14 protein-coding genes are annotated in these 15,042 nt (G+C 59.3%); 9 read left to right on the plus strand and 5 right to left on the minus strand.

Annotated features, from left to right (window positions below):
• Positions 1-37 precede the first annotated feature (37 nt).
• On the minus strand, positions 38-994 hold the full coding sequence (locus ACNA0J_RS25210; protein WP_415821652.1) for a tripartite tricarboxylate transporter substrate binding protein: 957 nt from the start codon (positions 992-994) through the stop codon (positions 38-40).
• Positions 995-1,082: 88 nt separating this feature from the next.
• On the minus strand, positions 1,083-1,976 hold the full coding sequence (locus ACNA0J_RS25215; RefSeq protein WP_415821653.1) for a LysR family transcriptional regulator: 894 nt from the start codon (positions 1,974-1,976) through the stop codon (positions 1,083-1,085).
• A 110-nt stretch (positions 1,977-2,086) separates the two neighbouring features.
• On the opposite strand from ACNA0J_RS25215, the gene ACNA0J_RS25220 reads away from it, so the two are divergent.
• A complete protein-coding gene (locus ACNA0J_RS25220) occupies positions 2,087-3,271 on the plus strand; it encodes a TauD/TfdA family dioxygenase (RefSeq protein WP_415821654.1) in 1,185 nt (394 codons plus the stop codon).
• Positions 3,268-4,134 (plus strand): isocitrate lyase/PEP mutase family protein, encoded by an 867-nt coding sequence (locus ACNA0J_RS25225; RefSeq protein WP_415821655.1) that lies wholly within the window; start codon positions 3,268-3,270, stop codon positions 4,132-4,134. Before ACNA0J_RS25220 ends, ACNA0J_RS25225 begins: the two co-directional genes overlap by 4 nt.
• A 99-nt stretch (positions 4,135-4,233) precedes the next feature.
• Here the strand turns inward: ACNA0J_RS25225 and ACNA0J_RS25230 are convergent, their stop codons facing one another.
• The gene (locus ACNA0J_RS25230) at positions 4,234-5,082 is read right to left on the minus strand and encodes a DUF4189 domain-containing protein (protein WP_415821656.1); all 849 of its coding nucleotides are present in this window, start codon (positions 5,080-5,082) and stop codon (positions 4,234-4,236) included.
• Positions 5,083-5,471: 389 nt separating this feature from the next.
• On the opposite strand from ACNA0J_RS25230, the gene ACNA0J_RS25235 reads away from it, so the two are divergent.
• Together ACNA0J_RS25235 and ACNA0J_RS25240 are read left to right on the plus strand one after the other, a co-directional pair.
• Entirely contained in the window at positions 5,472-6,014 is a 543-nt protein-coding gene (locus ACNA0J_RS25235; protein WP_094822708.1) for a hypothetical protein, read from the plus strand.
• A 109-nt stretch (positions 6,015-6,123) separates the two neighbouring features.
• Positions 6,124-6,636 (plus strand): hypothetical protein, encoded by a 513-nt coding sequence (locus tag ACNA0J_RS25240; RefSeq protein ID WP_415821657.1) that lies wholly within the window; start codon positions 6,124-6,126, stop codon positions 6,634-6,636.
• On the opposite strand, the gene pdxR is transcribed toward ACNA0J_RS25240, so the two are convergent.
• The gene (gene pdxR, locus ACNA0J_RS25245) at positions 6,630-8,120 is read right to left on the minus strand and encodes a MocR-like pyridoxine biosynthesis transcription factor PdxR (RefSeq protein ID WP_415821658.1); all 1,491 of its coding nucleotides are present in this window, start codon (positions 8,118-8,120) and stop codon (positions 6,630-6,632) included. The genes ACNA0J_RS25240 and pdxR overlap by 7 nt on opposite strands.
• Before the next feature lie 94 nt (positions 8,121-8,214).
• On the opposite strand from pdxR, the gene ACNA0J_RS25250 reads away from it, so the two are divergent.
• On the plus strand, positions 8,215-8,838 hold the full coding sequence (locus tag ACNA0J_RS25250) for an FMN-binding negative transcriptional regulator (RefSeq protein WP_415821659.1): 624 nt from the start codon (positions 8,215-8,217) through the stop codon (positions 8,836-8,838).
• A gap of 268 nt (positions 8,839-9,106) precedes the next feature.
• Positions 9,107-11,539: a carbohydrate-binding family V/XII gene (locus tag ACNA0J_RS25255; protein ID WP_415821660.1), complete on the plus strand. Its 2,433-nt coding sequence runs from the start codon at positions 9,107-9,109 to the stop codon at positions 11,537-11,539.
• Between the two features lie 89 nt (positions 11,540-11,628).
• Here the strand turns inward: ACNA0J_RS25255 and ACNA0J_RS25260 are convergent, their stop codons facing one another.
• Positions 11,629-13,218 carry an IclR family transcriptional regulator domain-containing protein gene (locus ACNA0J_RS25260; RefSeq protein ID WP_415821661.1) on the minus strand — a complete coding sequence of 530 codons (1,590 nt, stop codon included), beginning with the start codon at positions 13,216-13,218 and terminating at the stop codon, positions 11,629-11,631.
• A gap of 151 nt (positions 13,219-13,369) precedes the next feature.
• Between ACNA0J_RS25260 and ACNA0J_RS25265 the strand changes: the two genes are divergently transcribed.
• The 3 genes from ACNA0J_RS25265 to ACNA0J_RS25275 are packed head-to-tail and all read left to right on the plus strand — an operon-like array spanning position 13,370 to position 14,949.
• Positions 13,370-14,173, plus strand: a complete 804-nt coding sequence (locus ACNA0J_RS25265; RefSeq protein ID WP_415821662.1) for an RraA family protein — start codon at positions 13,370-13,372, stop codon at positions 14,171-14,173.
• Between the two features lie 18 nt (positions 14,174-14,191).
• The gene (locus ACNA0J_RS25270; RefSeq protein WP_415821663.1) at positions 14,192-14,659 is read left to right on the plus strand and encodes a nuclear transport factor 2 family protein; all 468 of its coding nucleotides are present in this window, start codon (positions 14,192-14,194) and stop codon (positions 14,657-14,659) included.
• On the plus strand, positions 14,656-14,949 hold the full coding sequence (locus tag ACNA0J_RS25275) for a Dabb family protein (RefSeq protein ID WP_415821664.1): 294 nt from the start codon (positions 14,656-14,658) through the stop codon (positions 14,947-14,949). Before ACNA0J_RS25270 ends, ACNA0J_RS25275 begins: the two co-directional genes overlap by 4 nt.
• The last annotated feature ends 93 nt before the right edge of the window (positions 14,950-15,042 follow it).

Below are 15,042 nucleotides of genomic sequence, written 5' to 3' on the forward strand. Positions count from 1 at the left end.
CTGCAGCCGCTGCGCAATGCGCAGCGGCGTGCTGCCATCAACCTGCGCTGGCGCCCGACGCTTTCACGACCTTGCCCCAGCGATCGATTTCAGTCTGCAAAAAGCCCTGAAACTCGGCTGGCGTGCCGCCCTGGGCCACCAGGCCCTCATCCAGCAAACGACGTTTGATCGCTGCGTCATTCATGATCTGCGCGACGGCTTTCGACAACTGTTCAGTACGAGCCGCATCCACCCCCGCCGGCCCCAGCAAACCATACCAGGCACTGAAGTCATAACCCGGCAAAGTATCGGCAATAGGCGGAATATCGGGGTATTCGCTCATACGCTGAGCACTGCTGATACCCAAAGGCTTTAGTGCCTTTGATGTCAACTGGCCTTTAGCCAAGGCCGCTCCGGCAAACATCATGCTGACTTGACCGCCCAACACATCGGTCATCGCCGGCGCCGTGCCTTTATAGGGCACCAGCAGCAGATCTATCTCCGCTTGCATCTTGATTACCTCGGCCCCAAGATGACCTGCAGAGCCGATTCCCGGCAATGCCATACTCAATTTTCCCGGCTCGGCTTTTGCCAGCGCGATCAGTTCAGCAACATTATTCGCCGCAATAGAAGGATGCGCCAGCAAGATCGATGGCGCATCGGCAACATGAGATACCGGCGTGAAATCTTTGATCGGATCGAACGGCAAATTGGGATACAACGTCGCGTTGATCGCATGGCTGGTGTAGCACATCAGCAGCGAACGGCCATCAGGGGCGGATCGTGCGATCTCTTGCGCCGCGATATTACCGCCTGCGCCCGGGCGGTTTTCCACCACAAACGTTTCGCCTAATACGCGTCCCAGCTCTGCCGCCAATACACGTGCGACCGTATCGGTGCCACCGCCTGGGGTGGCGCCGACAATGACGCGAGTAGTGGGTGTTTGCGCCTTGGCCATTCCTGATGCTGCCAACGCACAGGCGCCGAACATTCCCATGAATGTTCTTCTTTGCATAGATGTCTCCGTCCATCCTATTTGGTGTCTGCCCGTAGTCTAGCTATAGACGGTAGATTCAGAATAGCGAAGTTATTTGACTTGTTTGCTAAGAGTTTTTGATCAACTTCTGATATTCCGTACAGGCCATGGCCATCGCCTCGCGTACCACCGCCAACGGCCGGCTATCGTCATCCGCCTTGCGGCTCACCATGGAAAGCTGCAATACCGGGGCGGCCTTACCCAAACGGAATACGCGCGCGGGATAACTATGCAAGACGGCGGAATCGGGCCTCTGCACCACCGATATGCCCAAGCCAGAACTCACCATCGCCACAATCGCCGCCGCGTTATCGAATTCCAGCGTACTGCGCACGTCACCGATCTGAGTATTGACGTACTGTGCCGCCATGGTGCCAGACACGGTCTTGCGGTCGTAACGTATCCACTCCAATTGGCGAAACAGTGTGGGAATCGGCGTGTCAGGGGTATCGGGCGGCGTAATCAGCACCAATTCCCGGCGCAACATCGGCGTCCACGACATACGGCCCGCTTTGGCGCCGGAGGGCTCGGCCACCAAGGCGGCATCAATCTCGCCCGCCTTGACTGCCGCTGTCAAACCGCTGCTGCGGCCCCGGATAGGCACAACGTCCAGCTTGGGATGCCGGGCACGTATAAAGCGCAACATGCCTGGCAACACGATGGGCTGCATGGACTCGATAACGCCCACTCGCACAACGCCCTCGATGGCGAGCACCGTACCAGAGCGCAATGCATCCAGCCCCTTTAGTGCGTCACGCACGGTATCGGCGACCTCATGCGCCAACTGGGTAGGCCGTACCTGCAACCCCGAACGATCAAAAAGCGGCTTGCCCAGGTAACCCTCGAGCTGCTTCATCTGCATGCTCACCGCACTGGGCGTGATATTCATCAGTCTCGCGCCCCCCACAAAGGTGCCTGTCTGCAGCACGGCTTCCAGCGTGGCAAAGGTCTCGATCTTCATCAAATTCTCTTATGAAATTCTTCAAATAACATCGCTATTCTAAACGAAGCGGCGTCCTTACACTGGCGGTTAGTGGTCCTCTGACATTCTTATCCATTACGGAGACGTACATGCACGCCATCGATTCCGCCATGCGCCCACAGCCTTGGACAGCTGAACAAGTACGCCAGGACGACTCCTGGATTTTGCGCCTGACCGACGAGCAAGTCGACGGCGTCCAGGCAGCATTGGCACATGCCAAACGCCTGGACAAACCCCTGCTCGCGATGGAACAGGCCGATTTCCCGCTATCGGCCGCCGCTCAGGCTGCCCTGCACCAAGCCATCGATATGACGCAGCGCCGTTGGGGCATGTGCTTGCTGAAAGGTTTTCCCGTCAATGACTGGAGCGAGGACGACACGCGCCTGGCCTATTGGGGCCTGGCGTTATACATGGGCGTGGGCCGCACGCAGAACCGCGCCAGCCAGTTCATCAACGATGTACGTGACGCCGGCGGCGAATACAAGGTCAAAGGCGGCCGTGGCTACAACACCAATGCGGGCCTGGATTTTCACCAAGATTCCTGCGACGTCGTAGCACTGCTTTGCCGCCGCACCGCCAAATCGGGTGGCACCAGCAAAGTCGTCAACTCAATTGCGCTGCGCGATGAGGTCCTCAAACGCCGCCCCGACCTGATTGCCGCGCTGCAAACCCCGTATTTCCACAGCTATCAGGGCACTCAAGACCCCACCCAACCGCCCTACTATCAGTTGCCCATTCTCGGCTCGCAACCGGAATATTTCTCCGCGCGCACCAATCGCAAAAACATCGTTGCCGCGCAACGCGATTTCCCGGAGATCCCGCGCCTGACCACCGCACAGACCGAGGCCCTGGACCTGCTGGATGAACTCATGCCCAGCGAGCGCTTCTGCTACTCGATGGAACTTGAGCGTGGCGACATGCAGTTGCTGAACAACTACGTGACGCTGCATTCACGCACGCCGTTCGAGGATTACGAAGAACCCGACCTCAAGCGTCATCTGCTGCGTTTGTGGCTGGCCGTCCCCGGCTCGCAACCCCTGCCTGAGGACTGGGCGACGTACTACGGCGACGTTCGTGCGGGTGCAGTACGCGGTGGCGTCCGCGGCAGCTCCATTACTGAAGAGTTCCTCGCCTACGAAAAGCGCCAGGCCGCAGCGTTGAACATGCCCTTCGAAACATGGCGTCCCAAGATCACCAAAGAACAAATGGAAACCATCGTCGCCGATTTGGCTGCTCAATCCAACGACACCGTTACTGCAGGGAACGCCGCATGAACCAGATCAACTTGCGCGAACGCCTCGTACAAGGCCCCGCGATCTTGGCCCCCGGCGTCTACGATCCATTGACCGCGCTGATCGCCGAACAAGCCGGTTTCGACGCCCTGTATTTGTCAGGCGGAGCCGTCGCCTATACTCAGCTGGGCCGATCCGATGTCGGCTTGACCACCGCCACGGAAACCGCCGATGTCCTGGCGCGCATCACCGACCGCGTGCAACTGCCCGTCATCGTCGACGGTGATACCGGTTACGGCAATGCGCTCAATACGCAGCGCACCGTCCGCGTTTTCGAGCGTGCCGGTGCCGCCATGATTCAACTGGAAGACCAGACATTTCCAAAGCGTTGCGGCCACCTGGAAAACAAAACTTTGGTTTCCACGCAGGAAATGTGCGGCAAACTGCGCGCGGCCCTGGATGCGCGCCATTCATCCGACACACTCATTCTGGCCCGTACCGACGCCGTGGCCGTCGAGGGCCTGGATGCCGCAATGGAGCGTGCCGATGCCTATCTGGCATGCGGTGTCGATGCGCTATTTATCGAGGCCGTTGTCTCCGCTGACGATATGGACCGGGTCTGCGGCAAGTACGCCACTCGTATCCCCCTGCTGGCCAACATGGTCGAAGGCGGAAAAACGCCGGTGGGCAGCGTGGACGAATTGTCTGCACGCGGCTATCGCATCGTGATCTATCCCGGTGGCACGGCGCGTTTTGTGTCGCGCCAATTGCAGCGCTACATGGCCAGCCTGAAAACCCACGGGACAACCCGCCCCTTGTGGGACGAGATGAATAATTTCGACGCGCTCAATGGCCTGATAGGTACACCCGAGCTATTGGAGCTGGGGCGTAAATACGAAGCCTGATAACGCACGCAACGCGCGTTGAGAAGCGATGCGTACAACACGACGCACCCCAATGCGATCATTGCGTTGCAGTTCCACGGCCAGAGCCTGGCCGTGGAATCAATTCGGTTTTTCGTCAAATCCCGGATAGCCGTCGATATAAGCACGCCCCGAACAACGAACCATGGCGACACAACTGGAAGTGCCCCGCTTGGTATTGCACGTCGCACGGGCTTCGTTTCGTGCAACGACGGGATCGGGGTTAAGCAGCGTGAAACTCGTCCCACGGCCCTTGACGCCCTTCTCCCAGGCCAATCCAACGCAGCTATCGGTGTAGGTCAGCAGTTTCGTGCAGCCTTTGCACTCCTCCCATTCGAGCAGCGTTTTAACGGCTTCCTCTTCGCTGGGATAGTCGTCTGCATATTGCAAACCACCGGTTTCTGTTTCCGTAATGGCGCCCCAATAGCCGCGCTGATCCAGCTTGGCTGACAAGGCCTCCAGCTGAGCCGACGTCGCCTTTGCCGCTGCCTGATTATGCTCAGGGCTATAGCCCGGCCCTACGCAAACAGGCAGCATAGCCAGCTTGCACTTGCCCGGCGGACTCTCGGCGGTACAACGGCGGATGGCCTGTTTGGCGGCGATTTCAGGAGACGCGCTATAACCCGGAAACAGCCGTCCTCCCGTATCGCGTGCCCATGTCGAACAACTGTCGGCAAACCAATTCAGCGCCTGGCATTTTTTGCCGCCGGCACGCTTGCATTCGGCCACCGCGGCAGCCTGCGCCTCCTCAGAGCTTGTCTCGGGCAATGCCCAATACAGCTTTTCGAATTTCTCGTCCGTGGACGTCGCACCGTAGAACCTTTCAGTTTCCCCATGAACCGGCGAGAGCGCCAATACCGAGAACAGCGCAAGCACGGTGCCGGCAGCGCGTATGAGGGGCAAGCAACGGGAGAGCAAATGGATAGGCATCTTCAGGGGTTCAGGTATCAAGGCGTACTACGCCATGGCGGCATGCAGGCAAGCAGTCACTGGCACACCATGGCTCTGTCACAAATCGGCACGATCTTAGCAAAGCCCCTCAGACTTTCTGACACGAGATGTCACGCAGGTCTGCATATTACGTAACAATTTTTATTTAATACGAGGGAAAACGATTTCCATCTTCGGTAAAAATATCGGCGTTTCTGCACCCTGCAGAAAAAAGACGACGTAAACGAAACAAGCTGAACGTCACGAAACGAAACAAAATGCGCCACCCCAAAATTCGTATTCCGCCCCATAACGGCAAACGCTGTGGCATTGTGCGCGGAACCCCGATACGTCACATCCAGACATCACAACATCATTTAGGTCTGCACATGTCCCGCTGTTCCCGACTGGGCATTTTTGCCGCACTGCTGGCCACGCTGGGCCTGAGCGCTTGCGCCCCTATGCCGTCTGGCGGCAGCTCTTCGCTGCCCTCGCTGAGCGGATTGCTACAAGGCGATTTTTCCCTATCCCCCAGCGTGAACATTGCCCGAAATATGAAAGGCCGCTCTATCGATGACGCGATTGCCGCCTTGGGCGAGCCATCCAAACAGCGCCCCGTCGGCAACACCATGGAATTGGAGTGGTCGGATTACCAGGCTCAGCCCTATCAAGCATGGGTCTCTGACGGCAGCAGCCAGCAAGTGGTCGGCATGATCCCCGGCTCCAGGGGCGGAGCCGCGACACCTGTTTTCCAACAGACCAACTACGGCCACTACGAAAACCGCACATCGGTCTACGAATGCACGGTCCTGCTACGCATGCAAGACAGCGTCATTGTCGATACCAGCGTACAAGGCAACGTATGCCCCGAATTCATCTCGGCATTGCGCAAATGGGCCGGTGAGAAAGAGGCTCGCAATTACATGGACTGATCGCCGCTGACATGATCGGCGTTTAGAATCCGGCAAATCCATCCAGGTTGAATCGACAAGACCCGCCATGCACACGATCTCTTTTCACTTTTGCATTGGAAAAAAAAGAATGCAGCGTCTGGTTTTTCTTACGCTCGGCCTCGCCCTGAGTGCCTCTGCCGTCATGGCGGCGCCCGACACCACACAACAAAAAGAACCTGCACCGGCCGCAACGGCTGCCGCAGCCAGCGCTACTGCACTCGCTCCCGTGCAAAAAACCGAAATCCGCGACCAGACTGCCTATGAACGCCTGATGCACAACAGCGGCGTCACCCTGCAATGGCTCTGGTCCGACGAACGGGGTCATCTGGTCGCAACGGATAAAAACGATGTCGTCAGCATCGCAGGCACACAAGAAAACGCCGAAGGCGCGCTCGACATTACAGGCGATATCGTCTCGATCGACAAAGACCGCTTTCTCTTTCGCGGCACCATCCTGATCGTGGACGCACCGGATCAAGGACGCCGTTGCGAGCGCACCGGCGATTTTGAATTCAAAGCCACAGGCAAACGCCGCTACTGGCGCTTGCAGCAAATGCAGACCTGCGATCACCTGACTGATTACGTCGATATCTATTATTGAGGCGCCAATACTGCCAGCGACGCAATCACCGCCGCCAGGACGCGCACGCCCTCGCCAATAGCATTCAAGTCCAAGCTCGCATAGCCCATGATCAACCCCGCAGGCCGAGAGGCCTTCGGTGACGCGCGCGCGGCATATAACGGGGAAACCGGATAAACACCCAACCCCTTGTCGCGCGCTGCAGCCACCAAAGCGGCTTCATCCTGACAGCGCAAAGACGGCAGCCATAACACCACATGCAGCCCTGCCGCTGTTCCCACTACCTGCACATCAGGCGGCAAACACGTCCCCACCGCATCCAGCAATGCCGACCTTCGGCGTTCGTTTGCACGGCGCATGCGGCGCACGTGACGCTCGTATGCGCCGCTCTCTATCAACGACGCCAGCACACGTTGTTCCAGCACAGGAGCATGACGATCAACCAATTGCTTGGCTTGACGAAAAACATGCACCAACTCAGCAGGCAACACCAAGTAGCCCAGCCGCAACTGCGGCGACAAAGCCTTGGAAAACGTACCGACGTAAATCACTCGGCCATCAGGATCCATGGCGTGCAACGCATCGATCGGACGCTGGCCATAACGAAACTCACCATCGTAGTCGTCTTCGATCAGCCAGGCCTGATGCTGTTGTGCCCATTGCAACAGCTCCATACGCCGGCCCACAGGCAACACGCCTCCTAGCGGAAACTGATGCGACGGCGTCACATATGCCAGCCGCACGCGATCATCCATAGGCAACCGAGCCGTATCCAGCCCGTGCTCATCCACCGGTATCGCCAAAGGCTTGGCCCCTGTCGCCTCAAAACAGCGCCGTGCCATCAAATAGCCTGGGTCCTCAAATACGAATTTATCTCCGGGATTCAACAGCAACCGCGCACAGAGATCAATAGCCTGCTGGGAACCATGCACCATCATGATCTGCTCGACGTCACAGGCCAGCCCGCGCGCACGCCTCAAATATCCTTGAATGGCATGCCTCAATGCCGCATCCCCCTCGGGGGCGATGTAGCACAGGCTGTCCTGCTGCCGCAGCAATTCCGCCAAATAAGCCCGACGCCAGGCCAATGCCGGAAAATCCCTCGACGCCAACGCGCCATATCGAAAATCAATCGCCGGTGCGGACACCGGACGCTGCAAGTCGGCCATGGCCACCCGGCGCCCAAAATCCGACAACACCGCCTCGGGCGATGCGGGCTGTGCGCGCCCTCGAGGCAAGGAAGCGGCCTGGGCCAATGGTACGGCGACCCGGGCAGCGCGGCCGGCCGCCGTCACCAGAAACCCCTCCGCCGCGAGCTGCTCGTAGGCCGCCGTCACCGTCGTACGTGACACCCCCTGCTCTATCGCCAACGCACGCGTAGACGGCAGCCGGGCTCCCGGCACAAACGCACCGTCCACGATTTGAGCCCGCAACCACGCATAGAGACGCCGTCCCGCTCCTGTAGGCCCCGCTCCCGTACTAGAAACAGCATCAAACTGGCTCATTTAAATTACCAAAAACTGGATCTTCTTATTGTGCCAGTTTCACGCAGAATAGCGTCATCTCCTGCCAACCATGCTATGCACCTGTCAAATCGCCATGTATATCCCCTCCCATTTTGCTGAAACCCGCCCGGAAACCCTGCATCGCATCATTCGCGAACATCCGCTGGGCATCCTGATCACGCATGGGAACAATGGACTGGATGCCAATCACATTCCCTTCGAACTGGACCCTGCTTCCGGCACAAACGGGCGACTGTCCGCCCACGTCGCACGCGCAAATCCGGTCTGGCAAACCTGTCCGGCCGGGTCCGAAGTCCTAGTCGTCTTTCGGGGCGCCGAGGGCTACATCTCGCCGAACTGGTACCCCAGCAAGCACGAGGCGCACCGCCAAGTCCCCACCTGGAATTACGAGGTCGTACACGCTCATGGCATTCTCACCATCCACGACGACGAACGCTTCGTGCGCCGCATCGTTGCGCGTCTGACCAAAACACACGAGGCGTCCGAACCCAAGCCATGGAAAATGGGCGACTCCGAGCCTGCATTCATCAATGAAATGCTGCAACACATCGTAGGCATAGAAATCGAGATCACATCGCTAGTCGGCAAGCGTAAACTCAGCCAAAACAAAGACATCCGCGATCGACTGGGCGCCGTCGATGCCCTGCAGGAACGTGGCGCGGCTGAGTTGTCAGCCTCGATGCGGCACCCCGATTAAACCGCCGCGAAAAAACACGACCAATCAACGCTGGACACTCCCTGATAAGTACCATTAAATACGACAGCCTTCTGATCTTTTGCACGCACTGATATCCGTAGCGCACAATTTGCGACTATAGAGAATGCGGTCAAAGTGGAACTTTTGCCGGCTCCGCTGACTCAGAGGTGAACGTTAGATGTGGATGTCCTGCCTTGCCCTTTGGCTTCCCTGACGTAGCGAAGCCACGCTCCCCTATAAAACGAAAGCCCCTCCCGAGGAAAGCTTCATGTTTCAAACAACAAAAAGCGTGCGTACCGCGGCCATCGTCGCGGCTTTATTCACTACTCCGTTAGCCGCCAGCAGCGTCAGCGTCTTTGCGCAACCTGCACCACAACAAGCCGCTGCACCGCAACCCCAGAGCGCAGCCCCCCAGTGGCCCCGCACGCTGGAATTTCATGGCACGCGCTACGAGGTCTACCAACCCCAAATCGATACCTGGACCGGCAATCGCATCACAGGCCGCATGGCCATCGCGATGGGCCCGAGTAATGGCCAACCAACATACGGGGTAGCGGATTTCAGTGCCGACGCCAATACCGACAAAGCCAACGACGAAGTCCACCTGACGCAATTGCAGATCACGCGTGTCCAGGTCCCTACCGCGCCGGACAAAGCACAAGCCATACGGGACCAGTTCAGCTCGCGCCTGCCGGTTGAGTTGACGCTGCGCCTGAGCGAACTGCAACTGAGCTATGCCGCCTCCAAGCAGCTATCGAGCCTGAAGGCCATGCCGGTCAAAAATACGCCACCGCGCATCTTCGTCGAAAACGCGCCCACCGTATTGATACTGGTCGATGGCGACCCCGTCCTGAAACCCGTCGCGCACGCCGATGGCTGGCAACGCGTCGTCAATAGCCGGGCCTTGATTTTGCGTGCCACAAATGGCGACTATCACGTCAACGCAGCGGGCTATTGGTACACCTCGCGTTCATTATCCGATGGCTGGCGCAGCGAACCCCCATCGCAAGGCCTGCTCACCGTCGCCGCAACCGCTGCACAACAGGCACCCGTCGATCCCATGCTCGCAAAAGGCGCGGCACGCCCTCCCGCCGCGCCTGGTTTGATCGTGTCTTCCAAACCTGCAGAACTGGTCCTGATCCGGGGCCAGGCACAGATGCGCCCCGTGCAGGGCACCAACCTGCTGTCCGTCAACAACGCCGATCATGCTTTGTTCATGCAGCCGGCAGACAACCGCTATTACCTGCTCGTGTCGGGACGCTGGTTCAGCGCCTCGACATTGAACGGCACGTGGAGCTATGTTCCCGGCAACAAACTGAGCGCCGACTTTGCGCGTATCGACGTACATGATCCACAGGCTGGCGTGCTCGCCTCGGTGCCCGGCACACCGCAAGCCAAAGAAGCCCTCATTGCCTCGACCATCCCTCAGACCGCGACCGTATCGCGCACCAAGGCCACGCTGCATGTGGACTACGTCGGTGGCACACCGAATTTCGACCGCGTCGCCGGCACGCAATTGCGTTATGCCGTCAACACGTCTGTGCCGGTGATTCAAGTCACCAGCAACGAGTACTACGCCTTGTCCCAAGCGGTATGGTTCACCTCCAGTTCACCGCAAGGTCCCTGGCGCGTCGCGGCTTCCGTACCGGCGGCGGTCTACACCATCCCTCCTGAATCGCCTCTGCATTACGTCACATACGTGCACATCTATGGTTCCACGCCGGACACTGTCGTCGTCGGCTATACCCCCGGTTACTTGGGCATGATCGCCGGCCCCGATGGCACGGTGGTCTATGGCACGGGCTACACCTATCCTCCCGTCATTGTGAACAACAGCTGGGTCGGCTATCCGCCCACCTATGGCTATGACGCCGCACTGGGCACTGCCGCGGGGTTTGCCTTCGGCTTCGCCATGGCCGACATGTGGGGGCCCGAACCCTATTGGGGACCGTACGGCGGTTTCCCGTACTCTCGCGGCGTGGACATCAATACGGTCAACGTGTACGGCGGCTGGGGACACGGCACCGTCACCCGCAGCGTGGGCTATAACAACTGGACCGGCAACGAATGGCGCACTGCGCATGCCGACGGCTATAACGCCGCCACCGGCAGCCACTTTGAGGGATCACGCGGTGCCGATTACAACGCCTACACCGGCAATGCCGCCGCGGGACAGCGCGACGCCTACAGGAACAACTCGACCGGCGTCTCAGGCGCCAGCCGCTCGGGTGTCGTCGAAAACGACGATGGCCAGTGGCGCGCCGGCCGGCAAAGCGTGCGCAACAATGCCAATACCGGACGCACCGTTGTCTCCAGCACCACGGCCAACGGCCAGGCCGGCGATGGCGCAGACAACGTGGATCGCCGCGGCGTCGCGCATGACAGCCACACCGGCAACTCCGTCGCATGGAACAACGGTCACGTCTACGGCGATGCCAACGGCCATGTCTACCAGCATTCCGCTGACGGTGGCTGGCAGACACACACCTCGTCAGGCTGGCAACCGGTCCAGCGCAGCGATTTTTCGTCCGGCAATGTGTCGAACTATCTGAATGACCAGCGCCAGGCTCGCGACTGGAGCGATGACCGATTCAACGCCATGCGCGGCGACTCAGACTTCGCAGGACGCTTTGGCGGAGGTGACCGTTTTGGTGAAGGACGTTTCGGGGGATTCGGAGGTGGCCGAGGCTGGCGTCGGTGAGCCCCTGGATATCTTCGATGTTCGATTCAGCACGGGATGGTGACGACACCGCCCCGTGCGATTGCCAGTCGTTCACAAGCCTTTGATCTTCACAAATCCAGCAACAGCAATCGCCCCGACAAGGGCGCAGTGCCCAAAGCATCAATAGACACGCGATGCCGTTCGGTCGTGATCGCCAATTGTGCCGCGCCGTCCGGACGTTGAATCATGGCCAAGTCGGTCGGACATGGCACAGGCAGACCCACCACGCGATCCAGCTGGCCATCCCGCGTCAAGCGAATCACTGACCAGCCATCAGCCAGTGCAGTCCAGATGCCGCCTTGCGCATCGAATGCCAGCCCACTGACTCGGCCTGACCCTCGCGGCAAACTCGTCAACCGGCGAACGGCGTTCTCGCCGGGCCGCAGCATCACAATCGATCCAGAGCCCTGCAAGGCCGCATACAACGTTTTCTCGCCGGCATGCCAAGCCAAGCTTTGTACAGGCTCACCAATCCGCCAGCGCACGTCCAACGTACCATCGGCACGCAATAATCCTATCGCCGCCCCTGATTCCGGCAGACCGCATGCAACCCAAATAGCCTGCTCTTCGCCATTGCACAGTGCCAGCACCGAACCATTGACCCATGACACTAATGCCGCCGCCGTTCCATCAGCACCGACCCGCTGCACCCCAGACCCATGCACGACGGTGACACCATCCCCATCATGGACCAAACCAATGATGGGGGCCTCCACGCGGCAGATTTCCCGATCCTCGCCGTTCTCATACAAGCGTAGCGATGGGGCGAGCACATCTGCCCACCACAGCTTCCGTCCGTCATCCGATGAAATCGGATGTGCTCCATGAAACGCCCATCTACCCGGCACCGCGGTGACAGACGCTTCGGCATCCGCGTTCGTGTCAGCCGCCTGCGTCTGTAATTGCGCGCCCACTCGCCGTGCTGCCTCCGCCACCTCAGGGCCCAGCAGTTCCAGACGTTCCCGGGTCAAACGATACGCCGGCCCCGCGACACTGATCGCACCCCGCACCTGACCTGCACTGTCGATGACCGGCGCACCCACGCAGCGCACACCGAGCACGATTTCCTCATCATCGATGGCATATCCACGCGCACGGGTAATACCTAACTCCGCATGCAGTCGACGGCGATCGGTAATCGTCAACGGCGTCAACGCTTTGAGTACGGCATCCCGAACGAAACTCTCACGTTCCGCATCCGGCATCGCCGACAGAATCGCTTTGCCCTGGCTCGTGCAGTGCACAGGCTTGCGCTCACCCAGCGCTGCCGCAGAGCGCTGGCTATGCGCGCCATCGCAGCGCTCCAGCGAAATCACTTCCCGCCCGTCCAGCGCGGCCAGATAGGTAGTTTCTCCCGTCAAATCGCGCAACAGCCGCAATTCATACGCGGCAGCTGCCACCAGGTCCGGCATGGCATAGGCCTGACGCGCCATTTCAAAACAACGGAACCCCAGGCAATACACCTTGCGCAATGGGTCCCGCCGCAATAGACCGCGCGCGACCAGCGTCGCCAGCAAGCGATACACCGTCGTACGCGGCAATGCCAGGCGGTCGGCCAACTCGCTTTGCCCCAATCCCTCTGGTGCCGTGCCTACTGCATCCAACACATCCAGCGCTTTCTCGAGGGCGCCGGTGCCCTCGCCTGTAGAGGTGGCCATGGTTTGTCTCAAATGGTGGTACTGGACCCGCCATCGCCGCCAGCGGGTATCGGTCAAGCCATTCTATTTCACCTCAAAGCTCACTAGGATGAACCCATGTGCACCCTCAACACCATGCACCCCTTCAATCCCACCATGTGAGACAGACATCATGAAAGACGTGCCAGCGCCCTTGACTAACATTCCTCAACGCGCTCCGGCCCCGTATGTGCCCGATTCGGTGCTCGATCGTCTGGCCAAGGCAACCAGCGGTTCATTGACCACTCAGCTCTATATCAAAGGCATCCGGCAACCGGTATTGCATGGCTTGCGCCCCTTGAATAAAAAGATCAAACCCTTTGCGGGCCGCGCCTACACGATGCGTTTCATTCCCGCTCGCGAAGACGTGGATTTCTACGGCAATCTGACGACCTCTCCCAATGCCGACAACCTGCAATGGGTAGGCGTAGAACAAGTCGAGCCCGGCCATGTACTAGTCATCGACAGCAATCAGGACGGCCGTGCGGCATCCATGGGAAATATGCTGATCACCCGCATGATGATGCGCGGCGCGCGCGGTGTCGTCACTGATGGCACCTTTCGCGATGGCACCGAGCTGAGCAACATGGATTTCCCGATCTGGAGCACAGGCGTCACCGCCACGACACGATTGAGCTATCACCATGTCGCGGACCTGCAAGTCCCGATCGGGTGCGCAGGCGTGGCCATCTACCCTGGCGACGTTATCCACGGCGATGGTGACAACATCACAGTCATCCCCGCTCACATGGCCGAGGAAATGGCGGACCTCTGCGAAAAGCGTGACGACATCGAAGCGTATCTCGCGCTCAGAGTACAGGCCGGTGAACCACTATGGGGACTGTATCCGCCTGGTGACGCCACACGCGAACAGTACAAGCAATGGATTGCCGCAGGCCGCCCAGCAATCGCCCCCGCCCAGCCTGCACGTCGCTGATTGCACCGAGGAACCATCATGTCCGAATCCTTCACTCCCGAATACTACGCCGCACTCATTCGACGCTACTTTGACGCCTGCAACGCAGCAGACTACGATGCGCTCGTGGATTGCTTCACGCCGGATGCCGTGCACTACTTCCCCGCCGGATTACCGGAAGTCCCTTGGCGCAGCGCTGACACGATTGCCCGCAAATGGGTATGGTGCGTCGAGACATTGGGCTCGCAATGGACCATCGAACGCATCATCGTCAGCCATGATACGCCCGAGGCTATGATCGAGTGGACGCACTGGAAAAACAAGCAGGGCACGGCCTTGAGAGGCGCGGAGTGGTATGACTTCGATCCGCAGACAGGCAAGATCTCTGAAATTCGCGCCTACTATGCCTCGCCTGCCGATCCCAAAACCCCCATTAACGAACTCGTGGATTTCGATTATTCGGGCCGAGGCTATCACCTGAAAAGTGCAACGAGGGCAGGCGAATGATCCGTCACATCGTACTCTTTCGCCGCCGCACCGACGTCGCTCCAGACGCGCAACGCGAAGCCGAACTGGCGGCACGCATGACGGCTCTCGGTGCAGACATTCCTGCCATTCAGTTCTGGCGCGTCGCGGCCAACGAATTCGAACGCCCCATCAGCTGGGACTACGTGCTCGAATCGGAAGTCGCAGATGCTGAGGCTCTCGACGCCTATCTATTCCATCCGTTGCATCAGGCTTTAGTCGCAGACTTAAAGCCCTATTTCGAATGGGCGGCGGTGGACTATACGGTTTAGACATCCTCTGGCCGGGAATCATGAGTGCTATTGGACGTCGAAGCGGGGCAGTGACCGTGTTGGCGCTTCACGGAGTCGGTCGGCCGCCTGCGC

The sequence above is a fragment of the Bordetella tumbae genome (assembly GCF_965139195.1).
GTDB lineage: Bacteria > Pseudomonadota > Gammaproteobacteria > Burkholderiales > Burkholderiaceae_B > Bordetella_A > Bordetella_A tumbae.